Raw genomic sequence first — 19,665 nt, 5'->3', positions numbered from 1 at the left:
TATGTGCGGGCAATATTTCTCTTTTCAAGTTACATGACGCGACAGGCAAACCCTTTCAGATACAGCCCTTCCGGGTAGGTAGCGATCACCGGGTGATCGGCTGCCTGACGGAACTGCTCTATAAATTGTACATCACGACCAGCATCTATTGCGGCATCGGCGATGATTTTCTGAAATAAATCTGTGGTCATCAGTCCAGAGCAGGAGAAGGTGAGCAGCACGCCGCCTGGGTTCAACAGCTGAATGGCCAGCATGTTGATATCTTTATAGCCGCGGCAGGCACCCATCAACTGGCTTTTGTTCTCCACAAACTTAGGCGGATCCATCACGATAACGTCAAACTTCTCACCCTGATCGCGATATTTACGCAGCAGTTTGAAGACGTCGTCGCGAATGAATTCGGCTTTGCTCAGATCCAGCTTGTTCAGCTCGACGTTCTGTTTTGCCACATCCAGCGCTTCCTGAGACGTATCCACGCTCACCACCTGCGCGCAGCCGCCCATTAAAGCCGATACCGCAAAGCCGCCGGTGTAAGAGAAGCAGTTGAGCACGCGTTTGTCGGCAACGTACTGACGCGTAGCCAGACGGCTGTCACGCTGGTCGAGGTAATAGCCCGTTTTATGACCACCCTGAATATCCACCAGCAGCTTCATGCCGTGTTCTTCGATAGGCAGCAGGGCAGGCGGCAGTTCGCCGGTCACCGGACCCTGGGTCAGTTCCATTCCCTCTTTTTTACGCACAGCCACATCGCTGCGGTCGTAGATGGCGCACTCCGGGAACAGAGACTGCAGGGCGCTTATCAGCGCGGCGCGCTGGTATTCCGCCCCAGCGCTCAGTAACTGCAGGACCAGGAAGTTACCGAAGCGGTCAATGGTCACGCCCGGCAGACCGTCGGACTCTCCGGCAATCAGGCGGTAGCTGTCCAGACCATCGCGTTTGGCCAGCCAGTCGCGCCACTGCTGCGCCTGCTGCAAACGACGCACGAAGAAGTCGATATCGATGGTTTCATCTTTGTCGAAGGTCCAGACGCGCGCGCGGATCTGGGAGGCTGGCGAGTAGGCGCCTCGTGCTAACCATTTCCCCTGATGGTCAACAATATCAATGGTTTCACCGAGGCTGGCTTTACCTTCCATACGGGCAACCGCGCCGGAAAAGACCCAGGGATGACGGCGCAGTAATGACTTCTCGCGCCCTTTGGCTAACACTAAACGTACACTCATAATTTGCTATTCTGTCGATTCAAGAAAATGGCCGCCATTTTCCCGAGTTCGCCGGGGAAATGCAACGCGCCAGACGGATAAGGAGAAGGAAGATGTCAAAAGTCTGCACTATCGCCTGGGTTCACGGCGTCGTTCAGGGCGTGGGCTTCCGCTACAGCACGCAGCGCGAGGCCGTTCAGCTTGGGCTAACGGGATATGCGCGAAACATGGATGATGGCAGCGTTGAGGTGGTCGCCTGTGGCGAGGCAGAGCAGGTTGAAAAACTGCTGGCGTGGCTGAAAGCGGGTGGGCCGCGCAGTGCCCGGGTTGATAAGGTCTTAACCGAACCGCATCAACCCGGCCGGGAATACATGAACTTCGGTATTCGCTACTAAATGCATTTCACCGGTTTAGGCAGGCCGGCAATTTTGGTGGCCTGTTTGGCCGGGCCTTTCGGGAACAGACGATACAGATAGCGGCTGTTGCCTTTCTCTTCACCGAATTTATTGGCCATGGCTTTAACCAGCATCCGGATAGCCGGAGAGGTATTGAATTCGAGATAGAACTCGCGCACAAAGCGCACCACTTCCCAGTGCTCAGGGGAGAGCGCGATCGCCTCTTTTTCTGCAATCACTTCCGCCAGCGCCTCGCTCCACTGGTGGCTGTCTTTCAGATAACCGTCGTTATCGGTTTCGATCTCTTTACCTTCAAAGCTCAACATAGTTATTCACGCATCAGTCAAAAACCGCCGCAGTGTACCAAAAAACAAAGCCCCGCATAAGCGGGGCTCGGTACACAACACTCTGGCTTAATCCCGGCTGGCGAAGCCCAGGATGCTCAGCAGGCTGACGAAGATGTTGTACAGCGACACATACAGGCTCACGGTGGCGCGGATGTAGTTGGTCTCACCGCCGTGAATGATGTTGCTGGTTTCATACAGGATCGCGCCGGATGACAGCAGGATAAACACCGCGCTAATCGCCAGGTGCAGGGCAGGGAGCTGCAGGAAGATGTTAGCCACCATACCAATCAGCACCACCACGATACCTGCCATCAGCATACCGCCGAGGAAAGACATGTCCTTGCGGGTGGTCAGCACGTAGGCGGAGCAGCAGAAGAACACCAGCGCGGTGCCGCCCAGCGCCATACCGATCACATCACCCATGCCGGCAGACAGGTACGCGTTCAGGATTGGCCCCAGGATATAACCCAGGAAGCCGGTAAAGGCGAACGCGGAGAGAATACCGACCGGTTTGTCAGCGGTTTTGTAGGTCAGGAACATCAGACCGTACATCCCCACCAGCGTCAGGATCAGCCCCGGAGACGGCAGCATCAGCACGGTGCTGGCGGTAGCTGTGATCGCCGAAAACGCCAGCGTCAGGCTGAGCATAAAGTACGTATTGCGCAGCACCTTGTGGGTGCTGAGTAGCGATGTGCGGTCGCGTGAGGAAGTAATTATACGATCCATGAGTCACTCTCTTATGACAGATGTAATTAACGGAAAGAATAGGAAACGGCGCGCCAGTCTCAAAGTGGTTTTACCCATCTTTACTCAGCAGGTTAGCGCCGGAGCTGGTTATTTATTCTGCAGAAAGACGTTTCATCAGTATGAACAGCGGTTTGGCACAATTAATCAGATCAAGCTCTTATAGGTTACTGAAAAATATTGCCTTATTAACATAAGGCCGCTAAGAGTTATTTCCGGATCGTCACAAAACAGACAATAAGGCGAAGGAAATGAAACCACAAACACGCACTCACTTTACACTCTCTTTACTGGCGGCCGGGATCCTGTGCGCCAGCACGGCAACCTGGGCGGCTAACGTGCCGGCAGGAACGCAGTTGGCCGATAAGCAGGAACTGGTCAGGAATAACGGAAGTGAACCCGCTTCGCTCGACCCGCATAAAGTCGAAAGCGACGTCGAATTCAATATTATCAGCGATTTATTCGACGGGCTGGTCAGTGTCTCCCCGGCGGGTGAAATCCAGCCACGGCTGGCGGAAAAATGGGAGAACAAGGACAACACCGTCTGGACGTTCCATCTGCGCCCGGGCATCACCTGGAGCGACGGTACCGCCATCACCGCGGAAGATATCGTCTGGAGCTGGCAGCGACTGGTTGACCCAAAAACCGCCTCACCGTATGCCAGTTATCCCGGAAGCATGCTTATCGTCAACGGTAATGAAATTGCCGAAGGCAAAAAAGCGCCCGATACGCTGGGCGTGAAAGCCATCAATGACACCACGCTGGAGGTCACGCTTTCTCAGCCTAATGCTGCTTTCCTGGCGATGCTGGCACACCCGTCTCTGGTGCCGATAGATAAAGTCCTGGTGGGGCGTTTCGGCGATAAGTGGACCAAGCCCGAGCACATCGTCAGCAGCGGTACCTATAAGCTGTCCTCATGGGTAGTTAACGAACGCATTGTGGCGGAGCGTAACCCGCGCTACTGGGATAATGCCCATACTGTGATCAACAAGGTGACATATCTGCCTATCACCTCCGAGGCGGCTGATGTGAACCGCTATAAAGCGGGAGAAATCGATATTGTCTACACGGTGCCAGTCAACCAGTTTGCCCAGCTTAAGAAAACGCTGGGCAGCCAGCTGGATGTCTCTCCGCAGCTTGCCACCTACTATTACGAATTCAACACCGCCCGTCCGCCGTTCAACGATGCGCGCGTGCGTAAGGCGCTCAATATGGCGCTTGATAAAGACATCATCGCAGATAAAGTGATGGGGCAGGGACAGCGTCCGGCGTGGCTTATCAGCCAGCCGGACATTGGTGGCGTTAAGTTACAGAATCCGGATTACGCCAGCTGGCCGCGGGACAAACGAATTGCCGAGGCGAAAAAACTGCTCGAAGAGGCCGGGTATAACGCCAGCCATCCACTGAGTTTTAATCTGTTGTATAACACCTCTGAAACGCACCAGCGTATCGCGATTGCTGCCAGCTCAATGTGGAAGAAAAATCTCGGCGTCGAGGCGAAGCTGCAGAACCAGGAGTGGAAAACCATGCTCGATACCATGCACACCCATAACTTTGACGCGGTGCGCTACGCCTGGATTGCCGATTACGATGACGCCTCCACATTCCTGAATAACTTCCGTACCGGGGATAGCCAAAACACCACGCAGTACAGCAATCCTGAGTACGATCAAGCGCTGGTGAATGCGGCGAAGTCGAAAACGGCACAAGAGCGCGGTAAGTTTTATCAACAGGCAGAGGATTTGCTGGGGCGTGATGTGCCGGCGATCCCTGTCTATCACTACGTTCGTACGCACCTGGTGAAACCGTGGGTGGGGGGATTCACGCCGGATAAGCTCGGGTACTACTATACGAAAGATATGTACATCAAAAAACACTAAGACAATCGCTGGAGATTGTGCTGGCAAAATGGCCAATATGTTGTCTATTCAACCGATTAAACGTAATTTGGCTATTTTTAAAGCGAACGAATGCGCGTGCTCTTTACAGCCTGCGGTGAGGTGTTTATAGTTCGCCTAACTTAGGAAGCGTGGCCGAGCGGTTGAAGGCACCGGTCTTGAAAACCGGCGACCCGAAAGGGTTCTAGAGTTCGAATCTCTACGCTTCCGCCAAATTCGAAAACCCTGCGATAGCAATATCGCAGGGTTTTTTGCTTTGGCTCTACACCTCCGCCATGCCGCCCATGTTGTAGCCGATCGTCATCCCGGCGTCTGCCCTGTAGACGCTCGCTTTGACACACCAGGTTTGCTCGATATTTTCAGGGGTGAGCACTTCCGCAGGCGCGCCCGTGGCCGCGATACGCCCGGCCTTCAGCAGGATCAGCCGCTGGCAGTAGTTAGCCGCCAGATTGAGATCGTGCAGCGCCACCACCACCGTAAGAGGCAGTTGCGATATAAGTCGCATCAGCTCCAGCTGGTGCTGAATGTCCAGGTGGTTTGTCGGCTCATCAAGCAGCAACACCCGGGGCTGCTGTGCCAGCGCTCGCGCTATCTGGGTTCGCTGACGCTCCCCACCAGACAGTTGCTGCCACCGCCGCTGGCGTAATCCGCATAGCCGCATGAGGCTAATCGCCTCTTCCACCGCCATATCATCATCGCGAGTGCTTCTCTGAAACGCCTTCCGGTAAGGCGTACGTCCCAGCCGCACGATTTCCTCGACGGTCAGTTCTCCCTCAACGTCGGCATGTTGTGGGACGAAAGCTAACTGCCGCGCGCGCGTTTTTAACGGCATCACGCTAAGCGACGTGCCATTAAGCGCGACGCGTTCACTGTGGTGTGGAAACAGCCCGGCAAGACAGCGTAACAGCGTTGATTTGCCCGAGCCGTTTGGCCCTAACAGGCCGACAATCTGCCCGGATGACAGGTCGAGATCGATATCCTCAAGCACCGTCTGTGCTTGTCGGGTCACACTTAACCCCGAGACGGAAATATTCATGGATGCTCCTTCCGGTTTTGATAAAGCAGCGCCACAAAGACAGGTGCGCCCACCAGTGCCGTCACCACGCCAATGGGAAGCACCTGGTGCACAATCAGCGTGCGTGACACGACATCGGCCAGGATCATAAAGTGCGCGCCGATAAGAAACGTCAGTGGGATCGTGCGGCGATGGCCCGGACCGCTGAGCATGCGCGTCACATGGGGAATGACCAGCCCCACAAATCCCACTGCGCCTATGGCACTGACCAGGGTTGCGGTGACGAACGCGCAGGTCAGCAACAGGATAATTCGTACAGCGGTCACCGGAATCCCGAGGGTGGTAGAGACCTCGTCTCCAAAGGTAAAGGTGTCCAGCGCCCGCGAAAAGAGGCATACCATCAGCAGGCCCGTCAACGTAACGACCAGCGCCAGCAGCGCGTCCGGCCAGCGCACACCGCTCAGGCTGCCCATTAACCAGAACATAACGCTACGCGACTGCTCGGCATTGGCGGAGGTGCTGACGATATACGCGGTCATGGCGTTGAAGAGCTGTGTGCCCGCAATGCCTGCCAGCAAAATGCGAGACGGGCTTGCGCTCATGCCGTTTGTAATCAACATGATGAGCGCAAAAGCGGCGCAGGCGCCAACAAACGCACCGCTGCTCACGCCAATCACGCTCCCCCCGATACCGAGCAGCATCACGCAGACGGCCCCCAGCGAAGCGCCTGCGGAGATGCCCAGCAGATAGGGCTCCGCCAGGGGGTTGCGCAGTATTGACTGGAGCACCAGCCCGCACAGCGCCAGGCCGCCGCCGCTGCATGCTGCCATTAATGCGCGGCTCATGCGGTACTGCCAGACGATGCCTTCCTCGGGTTGCGGCAGAACGTATGCAGTCAGCCCAAGACCATTGAGGATCGCTTTTCCGGTAACGGCATATGATACCGGCATATCGCCGATACTCGCGGCAAAGACCAGCATCAGCGGCAATGCCACTGCGCCTGCCGCCATTAACCCCTGCTGGCGGCGGGGAGAAGATACATGACTCATTATTCGCCCTGGAATGAAGCCAGCCGATCGCTGATAAGCTCAACCGCGTCGACGTTACGCAAAGAAGGGTTTAACGACATTGCGGGCACCACAATAATCTGATTATTCCTGACCGCCGGAATGTTTCTTGTCACCGGATCGCGTCGTAAAAAGGCCTCTTTTACCGCGGCGTCATCGGCAGGGTAGAGCCTGCGTGACATCTGAGCGATGACGATAACGTCTGGCTGCATTTGGGCAATATGCTCCCAGGTGACGGCGGGCCATTCGTCGCGGGAGTCGATAACGTTCTTTAACCCCAGCGTGCGGCTTATCCAGCCAGGCGCGCCGTAATTCCCTGCCACCCAGGGATCGCCATTCAGGCGGCTGCTTGAAAACCAGAAGACAACCTTCAGGGGTTTTGCTGAGATGCGCGCCTGCGCTTTCTGAATCCGTTCTGTCAGCTCACGATTGAGCTGCTCGCCGCGCGCGGGAACATCAAAGATGGCGGCCAGGTCTGTGACTTCGTGTTTTATTTCTGCCAGTGAAATCGGCGTGCTCCGTGCTCCGTCAGCGTTTGAGGTTGCCGTCACCGTTTTGTCCGTGCAGTCGGCAGGGGAGATCCACGTCTTAATCCCCAGGGCTGCAAACTGCTCGCGTGTTCCCACCTCGCCCTGCGGGCCAATATGCCAGTGATACTGAGCGAGGACGAGTTCCGGTTTTTGTCCCACCACGGCTTCAAAAGAGGGGGAGTTATCCGCAAGCCGGGGGAGTTTTTTTCCGGCATCAGCCAGCGAATCCGGGAGTTTGCCGAACCAGACTGAGGTTGCGGCGACAGATTTTTCCAGCCCCAGCGCGAGCATCAATTCCGTTTCATGCTGACCCACGGTAACGACGCGCTGTGGCGCTTGCGTAAAGGTCTGCCTGACGCCGCAATTTTCAATCGTCAGCGGGTAAGTTGTTGCTGCAAACGTGGCTGGTGCCATGGCCAGCAGTACTGTCAGTAATAACCCTTTTTTCAGAAGCATAAGAATCAATCCCAAATTGTTATGTTATAACATAATACATATATTGTGATTGAGCGCAACACGCTGCCTGCCGGACATTTGCCGGTGCCTGTAATGAGAGGGAAACTTCATATTCAGATTAACGTCGCCGAAGTGAGTCATGACGCCAGAGGGCGGGGTGATGGTGAGCAAGTGTAACTTTATGCAATTTCACGCTTTACATCATGCTCAGAGATGTTTATAGTGCGCCTCACTTTGGAAGCGTGGCCGAGCGGTTGAAGGCACCGGTCTTGAAAACCGGCGACCCGAAAGGGTTCTAGAGTTCGAATCTCTACGCTTCCGCCAAATTCGAAAACCCTGCGATAGCTCTATCGCAGGGTTTTTTCGTTTTACAGCCCAATCACCAGCTCAGCGGAATGACTTCTTGAGCAACACAGCGCCACATGCGGGTTCGGGGCGTTTTTCTCTGCCTCTGACTGTACGCTGTCCCGGTGATCCACCACGCCGTCAATCACTGGTGTCAGACACGCACCGCAGATCCCCATCTCGCAGGAGAGCGGTACGGCCACACCGTTTTCCTGTAGCACCTGGGCAATAGTTTTATCTGCCGGCACAGGCCAGCGCTCTCCGGTGGAGGCCAGTTTAACCGTGAAGATCTCGCCACTTTCAGCGCCGGTATCAGGCGCAGCGGGTTGAAACGCCTCGCTGTGGATCGTGGCGCCATCCCAGCCTTTCGCCGTCGCCACCTCACGTACTTTTTCCATAAACCCGGCCGGGCCACAGACCCAGGCGTGAAGACCCGCCGCGGCCACCGGGATATGCTCTGCCAGCAACGTGCGCGGGCTGGTGGTATGGATAACGCATTCGCCGTGCTTCAGCTGCGCCAGCTCGCGGGCGAAAGCCGCGCTTTCAGCGTGTTTGACATAATAGTGCAGAGTGAACGGGGTTCCGGCTGCTTCCAGCTGCAGGGCCATGGCATACAGTGGCGTAATCCCGATCCCCGCAGCCAGCAGCAACACCCGTTCGGCCTCCTGCAGGGCAAACAGATTGCGCGGCGCGGAGATCAGCAGCGTCTGACCGGGACGCAGCGTCTCATGAATATAGCGCGACCCGCCGCGCGAGGCGGTTTCCCGGCCCACGCAGATCAGATAGCCTTCACTCCCGCATGGGCCGGTCAGGGAATACTGACGTATAACCCCGCAGGGCAGATGCACGTCGATATGCGCACCGGGCTGCCACTCTGGCAGCGCTTCACCGTTTTCCGCCACCAGCCTGACGGCGAGGCTTTTGTTCCCCTGACGCCACAGCCCGTCGACGATAACGCTTAAGATATCACTCATGACAGCCCTCCATCAGACCAGGAAAAACGCGCCAAAACCCATTTTTTTCAGCCCCCGGCGATAGGCAATCGAGCTTTTATCCGCGGGAATATGGGCTTCAAGGGTCAGATCCAACGGCAAACTTTCCGGGCGCTGGGTCTCGACCATCAGGCGGTCTTCCTCAAAAATCCGCAGGTTAAAGGCATGCACCTCTTCCACCGGGATATGCAGATCAAAGTTGCGCGCAATCGGGGCAAACATGCGGGTGACGCGTGACGAGACCGGCGACGCGGCGTTCATGATCACCAGCCGGGATTCGCCCGGAAAATGGATCGTCAGGGTGGCGGTAAACGGCAAATGCATTTCAAAATGGCGCAGCCACTGGAAGCCTTCCGGCGCCTGCACGTCAGCGCTCGCGGGATAATTGCTCACCGAACTCCAGTAGTCCGCTACAAAGCCAAACGGTGTTTCCTGTGGCTGATAGGTCGGGACGAGCTGGTTATCCGGGTCCGCAAAGGTGCTGGTGTGGATCCACGCAAAATGCGCCACATCCAAAAATCCTTCCACCTGGCGGCCAGCGAAGCCATTCACCTCAAACGCCGGACAGTTGATCTGCTGAAAGCCGTCGTCATCCCAGTGCGGCATGGTGGGCAGCGGCATCGGGTTGTCCGGGTCAAACGCCAGACACGTCCAGATCAAGCCAAAGCGCTCCTCCACGGCGTAGTTAATCAGGTTCAGTTTCGCCGGTACCGGCTGGTCGGGGCTGGAGGGAATACGGTTGCAGCGGCCATCTTCCCCGAAGCGCAGGCCATGGTAGGGGCAGATAATCCCGTGCTCATCATGAAAGCCCAGCGTCAGCGGCACGCCGCGATGCGGACAAACGTCGCGAGCGACCACGACCTGGCCTTTCACGCGGTAGATAACCAGCGCTTCGTCCAGCAGGGTCGCCTTAACCGGCGCCGCGCCAATGTCGCAGGCGCGCGCAACCGGATGCCAGCACTTTGCCAGACGCAGCCAGTCCTCTGGCTCAAACGTGCAATGGGCGGGTGGTACAGATGCTTTATTCATGTGTATTCCTCTTACGTTCAGCCTAATGGTCCGCCCTGAATGGTGTCGCACAGACCGTTGATAATGCGCTCCCCGGTCTCCTCTCTCAGCTCCTGATACCAGGCTCTGGTTAACGCCATATCTTTACCGTGCGTGACGTCACAGCGCTTGCGAGCCTTCAGCACCAGGTCGCGTACCCGGTCGCAGCGCAGGGCTTCGTACTGCCGCAGCGCCAGCGTAATGTTGTGGTTTTCGCGCAGACAATCACCCAGCACAACCGCATCCTCCAGCGCCGCGCAGCCGCCCTGGCCGATATCCGGCGTGGTGCTGTGCGCCGCATCGCCGAGCAGCGCCACGTGGCCGCGTACCAGGCTGTCGAAGGGCTCAATGTCGTGGATTTCAATGCGGTTGGTGGTATCCGGATCCAGCGCGGCGATCAGCTTCTGCACCGGCGGCGCCCAGCCGCGGAAGTAACCCGTGAGATCGGCTCTGAGGGTGGTGCGATCTTCCGCCAGACCGAGGGGAAGCGGGACATCAAAAAAGAAATAGAAGCGGCCACCGGAGACGGGCATCAGCGACACACGCTTGCCTTCACCCACGAACGTGGTCCACTGGTGGGCGGGGGCAATCTCTTCATCAATCTTCACCAGTCCGTTCCAGTTAACGTAACCGGCGTAGCGGCGCTCGGGGGTATACCCCAGCACGTACGGGCGCACCGCCGAATGGCTGCCGTCGGCGGCAATCAGAAAATCGCCCGTCGCCGTGCTGCCGTCGGTAAATGTTACGCTGACGACAGCATCATCTTCCCGGACGTGTTCGACGCGCTTGCCGAACTGCACCCGCTCGCGACCCCAGAAGTCCAGCATCTCGCGCTGCAGTTCAGCGCGCGAGACGGGGCAGGGGCGTCCCCCGGTGCGCTCCACCAGCGGGGCCAGGCTAAAGCGGGTCAACGTGTCGCCGCGCCGGTGATCCTTGTAGGCCATAAAACGCATCGGCCCGCCGTATGTCTCAATGATGTCGCCCATGCCGAGGTGCTGCATGCATTTCACCCCGTTGGGCCAGATGGAGATGGCCGCGCCAACGGGTTTGATCTCTTTTACTGCTTCAAACACGGTACAGTCGATGCCCGCCTTTTCCAGCGCGACAGCGGCGCTCAGGCCACCAATGCCCGCACCAATGACGATTGCTTTCATGCTTCTCTCCTTTTGCCGGGTGTCATTAACATCAGCAATTTGCGTACCAGGCTGCAGAGTGCGGTAAAGGGCGTTGTGGGAGGGATGTTTGCACTGCTAAGGTGCGTTATCGCGGTGGGAATGCCTTTTTATGAATCAATAATTTCCGGTTTAGGGTTAAGGAATCAACTGTTTCAGGTCTCAGGCAAGAGTGGCGTGTTTTGTGCAATGTTCAGGGACGATGATGACACGGGAGGAACCATGATAACGCTGGACGATTTTAATTACCGGAGTCACGAAGAGGTGCTTACGCTATTACACCCTTGCGTGGCCATTCCCGGCTGGGCCGAGGCGCTGGTCGCCGGGCGGCCTTATCCGAGCCGGGATGCTCTGTTTGATGCGGCCCAGGCGCTGACGAAAAGCTGGGATGAACACGCGCTCACGCGGGCCCTGAGCGCGCATCCGCGCATCGGTGAGAAGCCCATGGGCACGCAGGCGGAGGCGGCGCTGTCGCGTCGGGAGCAGGGAGCGGTGAATCATGATGATGCCCGGCTTGCTGAGGCGTTACGGGCAGGCAATGCCCGCTACGAAAGCCGTTTCGGGCGCGTCTTTCTGATCCGCGCCAAAGGCCGCAGCGGGGAGGAGATCCTCCAGGCCCTGAACGCGCGGCTGGAAAACAGCGATGCGCAGGAGGTGCAGGCCGCACTGGATCAGCTGCGGGAAATTACCTTATTACGACTGGAAGGAGTCATTGGCGCATGAGCACGCTCAGTACACATATTCTGGATATCTCGACGGGCAAACCCGCGCAGGGGGTGACGGTACGTCTTGAACAGGACGCGGAGATCATCGCAACTGGCGTGACCAACGCGCAGGGCCGCATCACCGAATTTGTTCCCGTCCTGCCTGCGGGCCGCTATCGGCTGGTGGCCGAGACTGGCGCCTGGTTTAGCGAAACGGGGCGCGACACGCTCTATCCCTGCGCGCAGATTGATTTTCTTATCGGCGAAACGGCAGATGAGCACTTCCATCTGCCGTTTGTGATTGCTCCTGGCGGCTGGTCAACCTACCGCGGCAGCTGACCACACTGGCTCGCCGTTGACCCAGGTTTGGCTGATATTACGCTCGTCGCCCAGGGTCATCAGCACAAACAGCTGCTCGTAGATATCCTTGCAGCGTCCGCTACGCAGGCGCTGCAGCGGGGTGACGGCCGGGTCGATCACGATAAAATCGGCCTCTTTGCCCGGTACGAAGTTGCCAATTTTGTCATCCAGACGCAGGGCATGCGCGCCACCCAGCGTGGCATGATAAAAGGCCTCGCTGGCGCGCAGGCGATAGCTCTGCAACTGACCCACCTTGTAAGCTTCCCCCAGCGTGCGCAGCATGCTGAAGGTGGTACCCGCGCCGACGTCGGTGCCGATACCCATTCGCACCTTGTGCTGCCAGCAGGCGGGTAACCGAAACAGCCCACTGCCAAGAAACAGATTGGAAGTAGGGCAAAACGCCACCGCCGATCCGGTGTCGTGCAGGCACTGCCACTCGCTGTGGTGCAGATGGATCCCGTGAGCAAACACGCTGCGCTCGCCGGTGAGGCCGTAGTGGTGATAGACATCCAGATAACGTTTATGCTCCGGCCACAGGTCATTAACCCAGGCCACTTCGTTCGGGTTTTCGCTCAGATGGGTCTGCAGCCAGGTGTCCGGAAACTCCTCTCTGAGTAAACGCACCGCTGCCAGCAGTTCCGGTGATGAGGTGGGCGCAAAGCGTGGCGTAATGGCATACCCCAGCCGTCCATGGTGGTGCCAGCGCTGGATTAGATCCCGCGTCTGCTGGTAGCTCTGTTGTGCCGTTTCGGTCAGGTAGTCCGGGGTGTGCCGGTCCATCATCACCTTCCCGGCGATAAGGCGCATATTCAGGCGCGATGCTTCGGTCAACAGCGCATCCACCGATTGCGGATGCAGTGTGCAAAATACCAGTGCGGTGGTAGTGCCGTGGCTCACCAGTTGATTTATGAAAAATTCCGCGATCTCTTTTGCGTAGCTCTCGTCGGCAAACTGGCTCTCCACCGGAAACGTATAGGTGGTCAGCCACTCCAGCAGTTGCTCGCCGAAGGCGCCGATCATCTCGGTCTGCGGGTAATGAACGTGGGTATCGATAAAGCCGGGCAGCAGCAGTTTGCCGCGCAGGTCGGTGTAACCCTTGTGCGGGTCAAGATATTGCTCTCCCTCCTGCCAGGCCATGAGCGCCACGATTTTCCCGTGGTAAATAAACAGCAGGCCGTCCTCCTGGTAGCGCGCATGGTCGGCAATCAGGTCTGCGCTGTCGCAGACCCGGGCGATATCGAAAAATGCACCGCGTATCGCAGTCTGGTAATCCATCACGGCTCCTGTCTGATTGTTTGCGTGGCCTCGCGTGCCGTGAAGTGAGCGGCGGACGCCCCTTCGCGCTCTTCACGCGCCAGCCAGCGGTAGGTTACCCCGCCAAGGAACACGCCAATGAACCAGCTAAAGTTTGCCACCTCATGCAGCGCCGGGATGAAGCTTATCACCAGCCCGACGGCAACCGAGGGGATCAGCGCGCCGATGGCTTTCGGGTTAAAGCCGTTGCGGTACCAGTATTTCCCTTCTGGCGTGTCATCGAATAGGTCGTCCACGGATACCTTGCCACGCTTAATCAGGTAGAAATCGGCAATCAGGATACCGAACAGCGGACCGATAAACGCCCCCAGCACATCCAGGGTGTAATGAATAAGCTCCGGGGAGTTAAACAGGTTCCACGGGGTTAACAGGATCGAGCCGACGGCGGCAATCATTCCCCCGGTGCGGAAGCTGATTTTCTGCGGGGAACAGTTAGAGAAATCAAATGCCGGGGAGACGAAGTTGGCCACGATGTTAATCCCGATGGTGGCGGTGATCATGGTCAACAGACCAATCGCCACCGCCAGATCGTTGCCCACGCGGCTGACGGTTTCAATCGGGTCGGTGATCATGCGGCCAAACAGCGACTGGGTACCGGAGACAATCACCACAGTCACGATGGAGAACAGCAGGAAGTTAAACGGCAGGCCCCAGCGGTTGCCGCGGCGGATTTCCCCCATGCTTTTGCCGTAGCGGGAGAAATCACCAAAGTTGAGCAACGGGCCTGAGAAGTAGGAAACCACCAGCGCCGTGGCGGTGATCATCTGCCAGGTCTGCTCGCCCGCGCTCAGGGATTTGCTGGCGAGGGTAAAGGAGATCCCGTCGAATCCTGTCTTGTATACAATCCATCCTGCCAGCGCCAGCATCACCACATACACCGCCGGGCCGGCGATGTCGATAAAGCGCTTGATGGCATTCATGCCGTGCCAGAAGACCATTGCCTGCAATACCCACATAATGGCAAAGCAGACCCAGCCCAGGTGCGACAGTCCGAGGAACGCGCCGGTGGTGAGCGACGAGAGCGACGGCCAGAACTTCAGCGCCACCAGCATCAGGGCGTTAGCGGCCAGATAGGTCTGAATGCCGTACCAGGCAAAGGCGATAAGCCCGCGGATCACCGCCGGAATGTTTGCCCCGAACACGCCAAAGGCCTGACGGCTGATCACCGCATACGGCACGCCCGCCATCTGGCTCGGTTTCGCCACCAGGTTGGCACACAGCTGCACAATGCAAATTCCCACCAGCAGGCAGAGCAACACCTGCCAGCTTGCCAGCCCGAGCGTAAAGAAGCTCGCGGCGACCACGTATCCTCCCATGCTGTGGACATCGGACATCCAGAAAGAAAAGATGTTGTACCAGCTCCAGTTCTGGTCACGCGTCGGTGCCAAATCCTCATTGCAAAGCCGTGGGCTGTATACCGCACCGGAATCAGCGGCCGTACCGTGTTGCGTATTTTGTCTGTTTGGCATGAAACCTGCTCCTGTGAATGAAAACCCGTTGAGTGGGAGTGCAGACGGTGTTGCATGATCCAGGCCAAAATAATAAATCTTGTATGCAATATTTTATTTTTATGTATACGATTCGATAGCGAAAAGTAAAAAGTGGAGTGGTTAATGAACAACGTGAACAGTCTGCACGCCGCGCCAGACCTGCAAGACAAAGACGAATCCATCTTTCAGGCGTTGATGACTGCGATTGTCGAACATCAACTGCTGCCGGGAAGCAAATTGCCGGAAGAGGCGCTGGCGGAGGTCTTTGGCGTGAGTCGTACGGGCATCCGTAAGGTGCTGCAGCGACTCGCCGCTGTGCAAATGGTCACCTTAACGCCCAAACGTGGTGCACACGTTGCCAGCCCGACGGTCGAAGAGGCCCGGCAGATCTTTCGCACCCGCGCGCTACTGGAGGTCGCCAATCTACCGGACGTGCTGGTGCACTGTCAGCCGCCGCATCTGGCGGCGCTGGCGTCAATCATCCGTCAGGAGCAGCAGGCGCATGAGGCTTACGACGGCCCGGCGGCGATCCGCCACTCCGCAAATTTCCATATTCAGCTGCAGGCCATCTCCGGCAATCAGGTCCTGACGGAGATGGTGACCCGCCTGAGCCAGCGCTCCTCGTTGGTGATTGCCACCTGGGGCGCACCGTGGAGTCAGGGGTGTCGCTGCAATGACCACGAACAGCTTGTGGAGCTGCTGCGTCAGAAAGCGCTGCAACCCCTCAGTGATGCCTTAATGCACCATTTCGAACACATCATCGCCAGCCTCTGTTTCGAACGGGCAGGTGAATGCCTGCCCGATTTTGCCCGGCTGTTCGCCAGCCACAAGGAGTCGTAATGTCGTCTGTCCGTATACAAGTCATTAATCCCAATACCAGCCTCGCGATGACGGAAACCATCGGCGCGGCCGCCCGCGCGGTGGCTGCGCCGGGCACGGAGATCCTCGCGGTCTGCCCCAGTGCGGGTGTGCCCTCAATCGAAGGCCATTTTGATGAAGCCATTGCCGCCGTGGGTGTCCTTGAGCAAATCAAAAAAGGCAGAGAGCAGGGGGTGGAAGGGCACGTGATTGCCTGCTTTGGCGATCCGGGGCTGCTGGCCGCGCGCGAGCTGGCGCAAGGGCCGGTTGTCGGCATTGCCGAAGCTGCCATGCACATGGCCACGCTAGTGGCGACGCGCTTTTCTATCGTCACCACGCTGCCGCGCACGCTGATTATCGCCCGTCATCTGCTGCAGCAGTATGGTTTTCAGGATCACTGCGCGGCCCTGCACGCGATTGATCTCCCGGTGCTGGCGCTGGAAGACGGCAGCGGCCTGGCGCAGGAGAAGGTGCGCGCGCGCTGTATACAGGCCCTGAAAGAGGATGGCTGCGGTGCCATCGTGCTGGGCTGTGGCGGGATGGCAACGCTCGCCCAGGAGCTGACGCGCGAGCTGCGCGTGCCGGTGATCGACGGCGTCAGTGCGGCGGTGAAGATGGTGGAATCGCTGGTGGCGCTGGGGCTGTCAACCAGCAAGCACGGGGATCTGGCCTTCCCGGAGAACAAACCGTTAAGCGGACATTTTCAGGCATTGAATCAATTTTAATTTTTGGGGGGGTAGCAATGGGGCTTTTTGAAGAGGGTTATCCGCGGGATCTGCGTGGCTACGCAGGCAACCCGCCGCATGCGCAGTGGCCGAATCAGGCACGCATCGCCGTGCAGTTTGTGCTCAATTATGAAGAGGGGGCAGAAAACCACGTCCTGCACGGCGATGCCGGGTCGGAACAGTTTCTCTCGGACATCATTGGAGCGGCAAGCTATCCCGACAAACACATGTCCATGGACTCCCTGTACGAATACGGCAGCCGCGCCGGGTTCTGGCGAATTCATCATGAATTTCAGAAACGTGGCCTGCCGCTGACGGTCTTTGGCGTGGCGATGGCGCTGGCGCGTCACCCGGAGATTGTCGCGGCGATTAAGGCGGCGGATTACGACGTGGTCAGCCACGGCTGGCGCTGGATCCACTATCAGAACATGGATATCAACCAGGAGCGGGAACATCTGCACAAAGCGGTGCACGTGCTGACCGATCTGTTTGGCAAGCCGCCTACGGGCTGGTACACCGGGCGCGACAGCCCCAACACGCGCCAGCTGGTGGTCGAGCACGGCGGTTTTGACTACGACAGCGACTACTATGGCGACGACTTGCCCTTCTGGACGGAAGTGGCCTGCAGCGATGGCAGCCGTAAACCGCACCTGATCGTGCCCTACACGCTGGATGCGAACGACATGCGCTTCGCCACCGCCCAGGGGTTTAATACCGCCGAGCAGTTTTATACTTATCTGAAAGACAGCTTTGACGTGCTGTATGAAGAGGGTGAAAGCGCACCGAAGATGATGTCCATCGGCATGCACTGCCGCCTGCTGGGGCGTCCGGGCCGTTTTCGCGCGCTGCAGCGGTTCCTGGATTATGTGCAGCAGCATGAGCGGGTCTGGGTTTGTACCCGCCAGCAGATTGCTGACCACTGGCGGGACGTGCATCCGTTTCAGAAATAGCGGTGTCGTATTATGCCGGGCGGCGGCAGCGCCTTACCCGGCCTACAACATCCGCAGCGCCACCGGGCAGGTTTTTCAGCGTCACGACATCAAACTCACCTGCGCCGCCACGATCCGCCACCCGTAAGCAAACCGCACCCACGTCTGCTGCTGGCGGCCAATGCGTTCCGTCCCCTCGCGGGTAAATTCGGTGCTGCACACCGCGTAATCTTCTCCGAAGGTGGTGATCACCGTATTGCGCAACGTCCGCTGCAGCCCGGCGGAGGGGCGCGCCGCCCGAAAGGCGCGGATTTCATCAATGCCGTAAAGGTTTTCCCCCGCGCCCAGTCGCACCGTGTTTTTGTCGTGCCAGAACAACTCATCCAGCACCGCAATGTTGTTGCTCACCAGCGCATCTTCATAGCGATAAAACGCGGCCGTGACGTCCGCCACCACCCAGGGAAGGTTAATGTCGTCGTGATTCATCATTGTGCCATCTCCGCAGGACGAGCATCGGTTATCCCGCTCGCTTCCAGGACCCGCGCCACGCGCAGGCAGGCTTGTTCATTAAACGGCGCTGCGATGAGCTGCAGACCAATCGGTGCCCCCCGGGCGGTGCGTAGCGGAACGGTGGTGACGGGTAAACCCAGAAATGAAATCGGCTGCGTCAGCATCCCCATGCTGGCGCGCACCGGCAGTGGTTCCCCGTTAATCTCCATGATCTGCTCGCCAATCGTCGTGGCGCTGCGCGGGGTTGCCGGAGCGATCAGCACGTCGGCCTGTTCAAACAGCGCTTTACAGGCCTGTCGGGCGTGGGCGCGAAAACGCTGGGCCTGAATATACCAGGCGGAAGGGATCATCGCCCCAGCCAGCAGGCGTTCGCGGGAGTGTGGTTCAAAACGCTCCGGTTCACGGCGAAGTGACGGCAGGTACTGGTTCCCCCCTTCGGAGGCGCTGATGATAAACGCGGCAGAGCGGGACAGCGCGGCTTCAGGGAACTGCAACTCCTCCTGGACGTTGAGAGCACGTGCCGCGCGCGCGACGGCTTCCCGGGCGTCGTCGTTACACCACGTGCTGAAATAGCCCCCGAGGACGGCGCAGCGCAAACCATCCAGACCGCGATCGAGCAAAGGCCGCGTCTGCTCGCGGGAGGACTCTGCCTGAAAAGGGTCGCTGGTGTCTCGTCCCTGTAGCGCATCGTACACGGACGCCAGATCGCACACCCGGCGGGCAAACGGCCCGATATGATCGAGACTGGCGACAAACGGGTGGCTGCCGGAGCGTGACAGGCGGCCAAAGGTCGGTTTTAAGCCGTAAATTCCGCACAGGGACGCCGGGACGCGAATCGACCCGTTGGTGTCGGTACCCAGTGAAAAATGGACCAGCCCGGCGGCGACGGCAGCGGCAGAGCCACCGGAGGAGCCGCCTGCAATGCGCGTCAGATCGTGCGGATTACGCGTGGCGCCGTAGTGGCTGTTTTCCGTGGTAAAGCCGTAGGCATAGGCATCCATATTGACCATCCCGGACAACAGTCCTCCTGCGCTGCGTAGCTGGCGAACCGCAAAGCTGTCTGCGCTGGCAGCGGAACGCTGGCTGAACAGCTCGGCTCCGGCGAGGGTGGTGTGCCCGGCCACATCAAACAGGTTTTTTACCGCGTAAGGCACGCCCGCCAACGGCGGCAGGGGGCGCTTTTCCCGGCGCAGGGTGTCGATATTTTCTGCCTCGGCCAGCATCCGCGCTTCGGTAACCGCCGTCCAGGCGTTGATCTGCGGGTTGATGCGCGCAATATCTTCCAGCGTCTGACGGGCGATCTCGCGGGCGCTTAACTCGCCTGCACTCAGCGCCTGCTGGATCGCGCTGATACTCATCTCGTGTAGCCTCATGCTTTGTATACTCCTGCGATCTCCAGACGGTCATCAAGCGGCAGCGCCATCAGCGGGGCGGCCATGGCGGCAATGCGGCTAAACTGCTGCTGAAGCTCCGCGCGGCGGGCGTCATCCAGCTCAATGCCCAGCACGGCCTCCATCTGCGCCAGGTAGGCATGCCAGTCAGGTTGTTGTGTTGTCATGGTTTTCTCC

Annotated in this window: 20 protein-coding genes, 2 tRNA genes and 1 pseudogene; 9 read left to right on the top strand and 14 right to left on the bottom strand. The window is 58.3% G+C overall.

From position 1 onward, the window contains the following. Window positions 1–29 precede the first annotated feature (29 nt). Window positions 30–1,220 (bottom strand): 23S rRNA (cytosine(1962)-C(5))-methyltransferase RlmI, encoded by a 1,191-nt coding sequence (gene rlmI, locus AX755_RS05090; protein ID WP_013097247.1) that lies wholly within the window; start codon window positions 1,218–1,220, stop codon window positions 30–32. A 92-nt stretch (window positions 1,221–1,312) separates the two neighbouring features. On the opposite strand from rlmI, the gene yccX reads away from it, so the two are divergent. Further along, entirely contained in the window at window positions 1,313–1,594 is a 282-nt protein-coding gene (gene yccX, locus AX755_RS05085) for an acylphosphatase (protein WP_013097246.1), read from the top strand. Here the strand turns inward: yccX and tusE are convergent. Then, window positions 1,591–1,920 carry a sulfurtransferase TusE gene (gene tusE, locus AX755_RS05080; RefSeq protein WP_013097245.1) on the bottom strand — a complete coding sequence of 110 codons (330 nt, stop codon included), beginning with the start codon at window positions 1,918–1,920 and terminating at the stop codon, window positions 1,591–1,593. The two genes, yccX and tusE, sit on opposite strands and share 4 nt — an antisense overlap. An 87-nt stretch (window positions 1,921–2,007) precedes the next feature. Continuing rightward, window positions 2,008–2,667, bottom strand: coding sequence for an FtsH protease modulator YccA (gene yccA, locus AX755_RS05075; protein ID WP_013097244.1), 660 nt, complete (start codon window positions 2,665–2,667; stop codon window positions 2,008–2,010). Window positions 2,668–2,936: 269 nt separating this feature from the next. On the opposite strand from yccA, the gene AX755_RS05065 reads away from it, so the two are divergent. Then, a complete protein-coding gene (locus tag AX755_RS05065) occupies window positions 2,937–4,565 on the top strand; it encodes an ABC transporter substrate-binding protein (RefSeq protein WP_062856398.1) in 1,629 nt (542 codons plus the stop codon). Window positions 4,566–4,708: 143 nt separating this feature from the next. Beyond that, window positions 4,709–4,796: transfer RNA gene (locus tag AX755_RS05060), tRNA-Ser, on the top strand. A 49-nt stretch (window positions 4,797–4,845) separates the two neighbouring features. Here the strand turns inward: AX755_RS05060 and AX755_RS05055 are convergent. From AX755_RS05055 to AX755_RS05045, 3 genes are read right to left on the bottom strand one after another with little or no spacing between them, the layout of a single operon-like run. Then, window positions 4,846–5,619 (bottom strand): ABC transporter ATP-binding protein, encoded by a 774-nt coding sequence (locus AX755_RS05055; RefSeq protein WP_058661152.1) that lies wholly within the window; start codon window positions 5,617–5,619, stop codon window positions 4,846–4,848. Continuing rightward, window positions 5,616–6,647: a FecCD family ABC transporter permease gene (locus AX755_RS05050; RefSeq protein ID WP_062856397.1), complete on the bottom strand. Its 1,032-nt coding sequence runs from the start codon at window positions 6,645–6,647 to the stop codon at window positions 5,616–5,618. Before AX755_RS05050 ends, AX755_RS05055 begins: the two co-directional genes overlap by 4 nt. Continuing rightward, complete coding sequence (locus AX755_RS05045; protein WP_062856396.1) at window positions 6,647–7,651, bottom strand: ABC transporter substrate-binding protein; 1,005 nt, start codon at window positions 7,649–7,651, stop codon at window positions 6,647–6,649. Before AX755_RS05045 ends, AX755_RS05050 begins: the two co-directional genes overlap by 1 nt. A gap of 236 nt (window positions 7,652–7,887) precedes the next feature. Here AX755_RS05045 and AX755_RS05040 point away from each other — a divergent pair. Then, window positions 7,888–7,975: transfer RNA gene (locus AX755_RS05040), tRNA-Ser, on the top strand. A 44-nt stretch (window positions 7,976–8,019) separates the two neighbouring features. Here AX755_RS05040 and AX755_RS05035 read toward each other — a convergent pair. Genes AX755_RS05035 through hpxO form a run of 3 tightly spaced genes read right to left on the bottom strand, consistent with a single transcriptional unit; the run spans window position 8,020 to window position 11,189 of the window. Continuing rightward, window positions 8,020–8,970, bottom strand: a complete 951-nt coding sequence (locus AX755_RS05035; RefSeq protein ID WP_061772039.1) for a PDR/VanB family oxidoreductase — start codon at window positions 8,968–8,970, stop codon at window positions 8,020–8,022. Between the two features lie 12 nt (window positions 8,971–8,982). Further along, entirely contained in the window at window positions 8,983–10,017 is a 1,035-nt protein-coding gene (hpxD, locus tag AX755_RS05030; protein WP_062856395.1) for a molybdenum cofactor-independent xanthine hydroxylase subunit HpxD, read from the bottom strand. Window positions 10,018–10,034: 17 nt separating this feature from the next. Further along, on the bottom strand, window positions 10,035–11,189 hold the full coding sequence (hpxO, locus tag AX755_RS05025) for an FAD-dependent urate hydroxylase HpxO (protein WP_062856394.1): 1,155 nt from the start codon (window positions 11,187–11,189) through the stop codon (window positions 10,035–10,037). A gap of 240 nt (window positions 11,190–11,429) precedes the next feature. Here hpxO and uraD point away from each other — a divergent pair, with 240 nt between their 5' ends. Together uraD and uraH are read left to right on the top strand one after the other, a co-directional pair. Further along, a complete protein-coding gene (gene uraD / locus AX755_RS05020; RefSeq protein WP_045295752.1) occupies window positions 11,430–11,930 on the top strand; it encodes a 2-oxo-4-hydroxy-4-carboxy-5-ureidoimidazoline decarboxylase in 501 nt (166 codons plus the stop codon). Further along, window positions 11,927–12,250 carry a hydroxyisourate hydrolase gene (gene uraH, locus AX755_RS05015; protein WP_013097234.1) on the top strand — a complete coding sequence of 108 codons (324 nt, stop codon included), beginning with the start codon at window positions 11,927–11,929 and terminating at the stop codon, window positions 12,248–12,250. Before uraD ends, uraH begins: the two co-directional genes overlap by 4 nt. Here the strand turns inward: uraH and guaD are convergent. Next, window positions 12,230–13,546: a guanine deaminase gene (guaD, locus tag AX755_RS05010; protein ID WP_062856393.1), complete on the bottom strand. Its 1,317-nt coding sequence runs from the start codon at window positions 13,544–13,546 to the stop codon at window positions 12,230–12,232. The two genes, uraH and guaD, sit on opposite strands and share 21 nt — an antisense overlap. Continuing rightward, the gene (locus AX755_RS05005) at window positions 13,546–15,054 is read right to left on the bottom strand and encodes an NCS1 family nucleobase:cation symporter-1 (RefSeq protein WP_038985560.1); all 1,509 of its coding nucleotides are present in this window, start codon (window positions 15,052–15,054) and stop codon (window positions 13,546–13,548) included. The genes guaD and AX755_RS05005 overlap by 1 nt, the downstream gene beginning before the upstream one ends. A 144-nt stretch (window positions 15,055–15,198) precedes the next feature. On the opposite strand from AX755_RS05005, the gene AX755_RS05000 reads away from it, so the two are divergent. The 3 genes and pseudogenes from AX755_RS05000 to puuE all read left to right on the top strand — a co-directional run bounded on the left by AX755_RS05000 (window position 15,199) and on the right by puuE (window position 17,608). After that, window positions 15,199–15,915 (top strand): GntR family transcriptional regulator, encoded by a 717-nt coding sequence (locus tag AX755_RS05000; protein ID WP_062856392.1) that lies wholly within the window; start codon window positions 15,199–15,201, stop codon window positions 15,913–15,915. Next, window positions 15,915–16,791 (top strand): annotated as a pseudogene (hpxA, locus tag AX755_RS04995) (allantoin racemase). Before AX755_RS05000 ends, hpxA begins: the two are co-directional and overlap by 1 nt. Further along, window positions 16,709–17,608, top strand: coding sequence for an allantoinase PuuE (gene puuE / locus AX755_RS04990; protein ID WP_227160187.1), 900 nt, complete (start codon window positions 16,709–16,711; stop codon window positions 17,606–17,608). Before hpxA ends, puuE begins: the two are co-directional and overlap by 83 nt. A gap of 81 nt (window positions 17,609–17,689) precedes the next feature. Here puuE and hpxZ read toward each other — a convergent pair whose 3' ends face one another. The 3 genes from hpxZ to hpxX are packed head-to-tail and all read right to left on the bottom strand — an operon-like array spanning window position 17,690 to window position 19,655. Then, window positions 17,690–18,076: an oxalurate catabolism protein HpxZ gene (gene hpxZ, locus AX755_RS04985; RefSeq protein WP_020689671.1), complete on the bottom strand. Its 387-nt coding sequence runs from the start codon at window positions 18,074–18,076 to the stop codon at window positions 17,690–17,692. Continuing rightward, window positions 18,073–19,470: an AtzE family amidohydrolase gene (locus AX755_RS04980; RefSeq protein ID WP_062856390.1), complete on the bottom strand. Its 1,398-nt coding sequence runs from the start codon at window positions 19,468–19,470 to the stop codon at window positions 18,073–18,075. Before AX755_RS04980 ends, hpxZ begins: the two co-directional genes overlap by 4 nt. Next, window positions 19,467–19,655 carry an oxalurate catabolism protein HpxX gene (hpxX, locus tag AX755_RS04975; protein WP_023620993.1) on the bottom strand — a complete coding sequence of 63 codons (189 nt, stop codon included), beginning with the start codon at window positions 19,653–19,655 and terminating at the stop codon, window positions 19,467–19,469. Before hpxX ends, AX755_RS04980 begins: the two co-directional genes overlap by 4 nt. Window positions 19,656–19,665 lie beyond the last annotated feature (10 nt).

Origin of the sequence: Enterobacter sp. SENG-6 (assembly GCF_001605945.1) — a bacterium.
In the GTDB taxonomy this organism is placed as follows: domain Bacteria; phylum Pseudomonadota; class Gammaproteobacteria; order Enterobacterales; family Enterobacteriaceae; genus Enterobacter; species Enterobacter cloacae.
The sequence above is the reverse complement of the archived record's forward strand: the minus strand, read 5'-3'. Positions and strand labels throughout refer to the sequence as shown.

Coding starts and splice junctions, on each gene's coding strand:
- AX755_RS05050 (WP_062856397.1), bottom strand. CDS start 6,647: ATGAGTCATGTATCTTCTCCCCGCCGCCAGCAGGGGTTAATGGCGGCA.
- hpxZ (WP_020689671.1), bottom strand. CDS start 18,076: ATGATGAATCACGACGACATTAACCTTCCCTGGGTGGTGGCGGACGTC.
- uraH (WP_013097234.1), top strand. CDS start 11,927: ATGAGCACGCTCAGTACACATATTCTGGATATCTCGACGGGCAAACCC.
- yccA (WP_013097244.1), bottom strand. CDS start 2,667: ATGGATCGTATAATTACTTCCTCACGCGACCGCACATCGCTACTCAGC.
- AX755_RS05065 (WP_062856398.1), top strand. CDS start 2,937: ATGAAACCACAAACACGCACTCACTTTACACTCTCTTTACTGGCGGCC.
- rlmI (WP_013097247.1), bottom strand. CDS start 1,220: ATGAGTGTACGTTTAGTGTTAGCCAAAGGGCGCGAGAAGTCATTACTG.
- AX755_RS05045 (WP_062856396.1), bottom strand. CDS start 7,651: ATGCTTCTGAAAAAAGGGTTATTACTGACAGTACTGCTGGCCATGGCA.
- AX755_RS05005 (WP_038985560.1), bottom strand. CDS start 15,054: ATGCCAAACAGACAAAATACGCAACACGGTACGGCCGCTGATTCCGGT.
- hpxX (WP_023620993.1), bottom strand. CDS start 19,655: ATGACAACACAACAACCTGACTGGCATGCCTACCTGGCGCAGATGGAG.
- tusE (WP_013097245.1), bottom strand. CDS start 1,920: ATGTTGAGCTTTGAAGGTAAAGAGATCGAAACCGATAACGACGGTTAT.
- guaD (WP_062856393.1), bottom strand. CDS start 13,546: ATGGATTACCAGACTGCGATACGCGGTGCATTTTTCGATATCGCCCGG.
- yccX (WP_013097246.1), top strand. CDS start 1,313: ATGTCAAAAGTCTGCACTATCGCCTGGGTTCACGGCGTCGTTCAGGGC.
- uraD (WP_045295752.1), top strand. CDS start 11,430: ATGATAACGCTGGACGATTTTAATTACCGGAGTCACGAAGAGGTGCTT.
- AX755_RS04980 (WP_062856390.1), bottom strand. CDS start 19,470: ATGAGGCTACACGAGATGAGTATCAGCGCGATCCAGCAGGCGCTGAGT.
- AX755_RS05035 (WP_061772039.1), bottom strand. CDS start 8,970: ATGAGTGATATCTTAAGCGTTATCGTCGACGGGCTGTGGCGTCAGGGG.
- AX755_RS05000 (WP_062856392.1), top strand. CDS start 15,199: ATGAACAACGTGAACAGTCTGCACGCCGCGCCAGACCTGCAAGACAAA.
- hpxO (WP_062856394.1), bottom strand. CDS start 11,189: ATGAAAGCAATCGTCATTGGTGCGGGCATTGGTGGCCTGAGCGCCGCT.
- AX755_RS05055 (WP_058661152.1), bottom strand. CDS start 5,619: ATGAATATTTCCGTCTCGGGGTTAAGTGTGACCCGACAAGCACAGACG.
- hpxD (WP_062856395.1), bottom strand. CDS start 10,017: ATGAATAAAGCATCTGTACCACCCGCCCATTGCACGTTTGAGCCAGAG.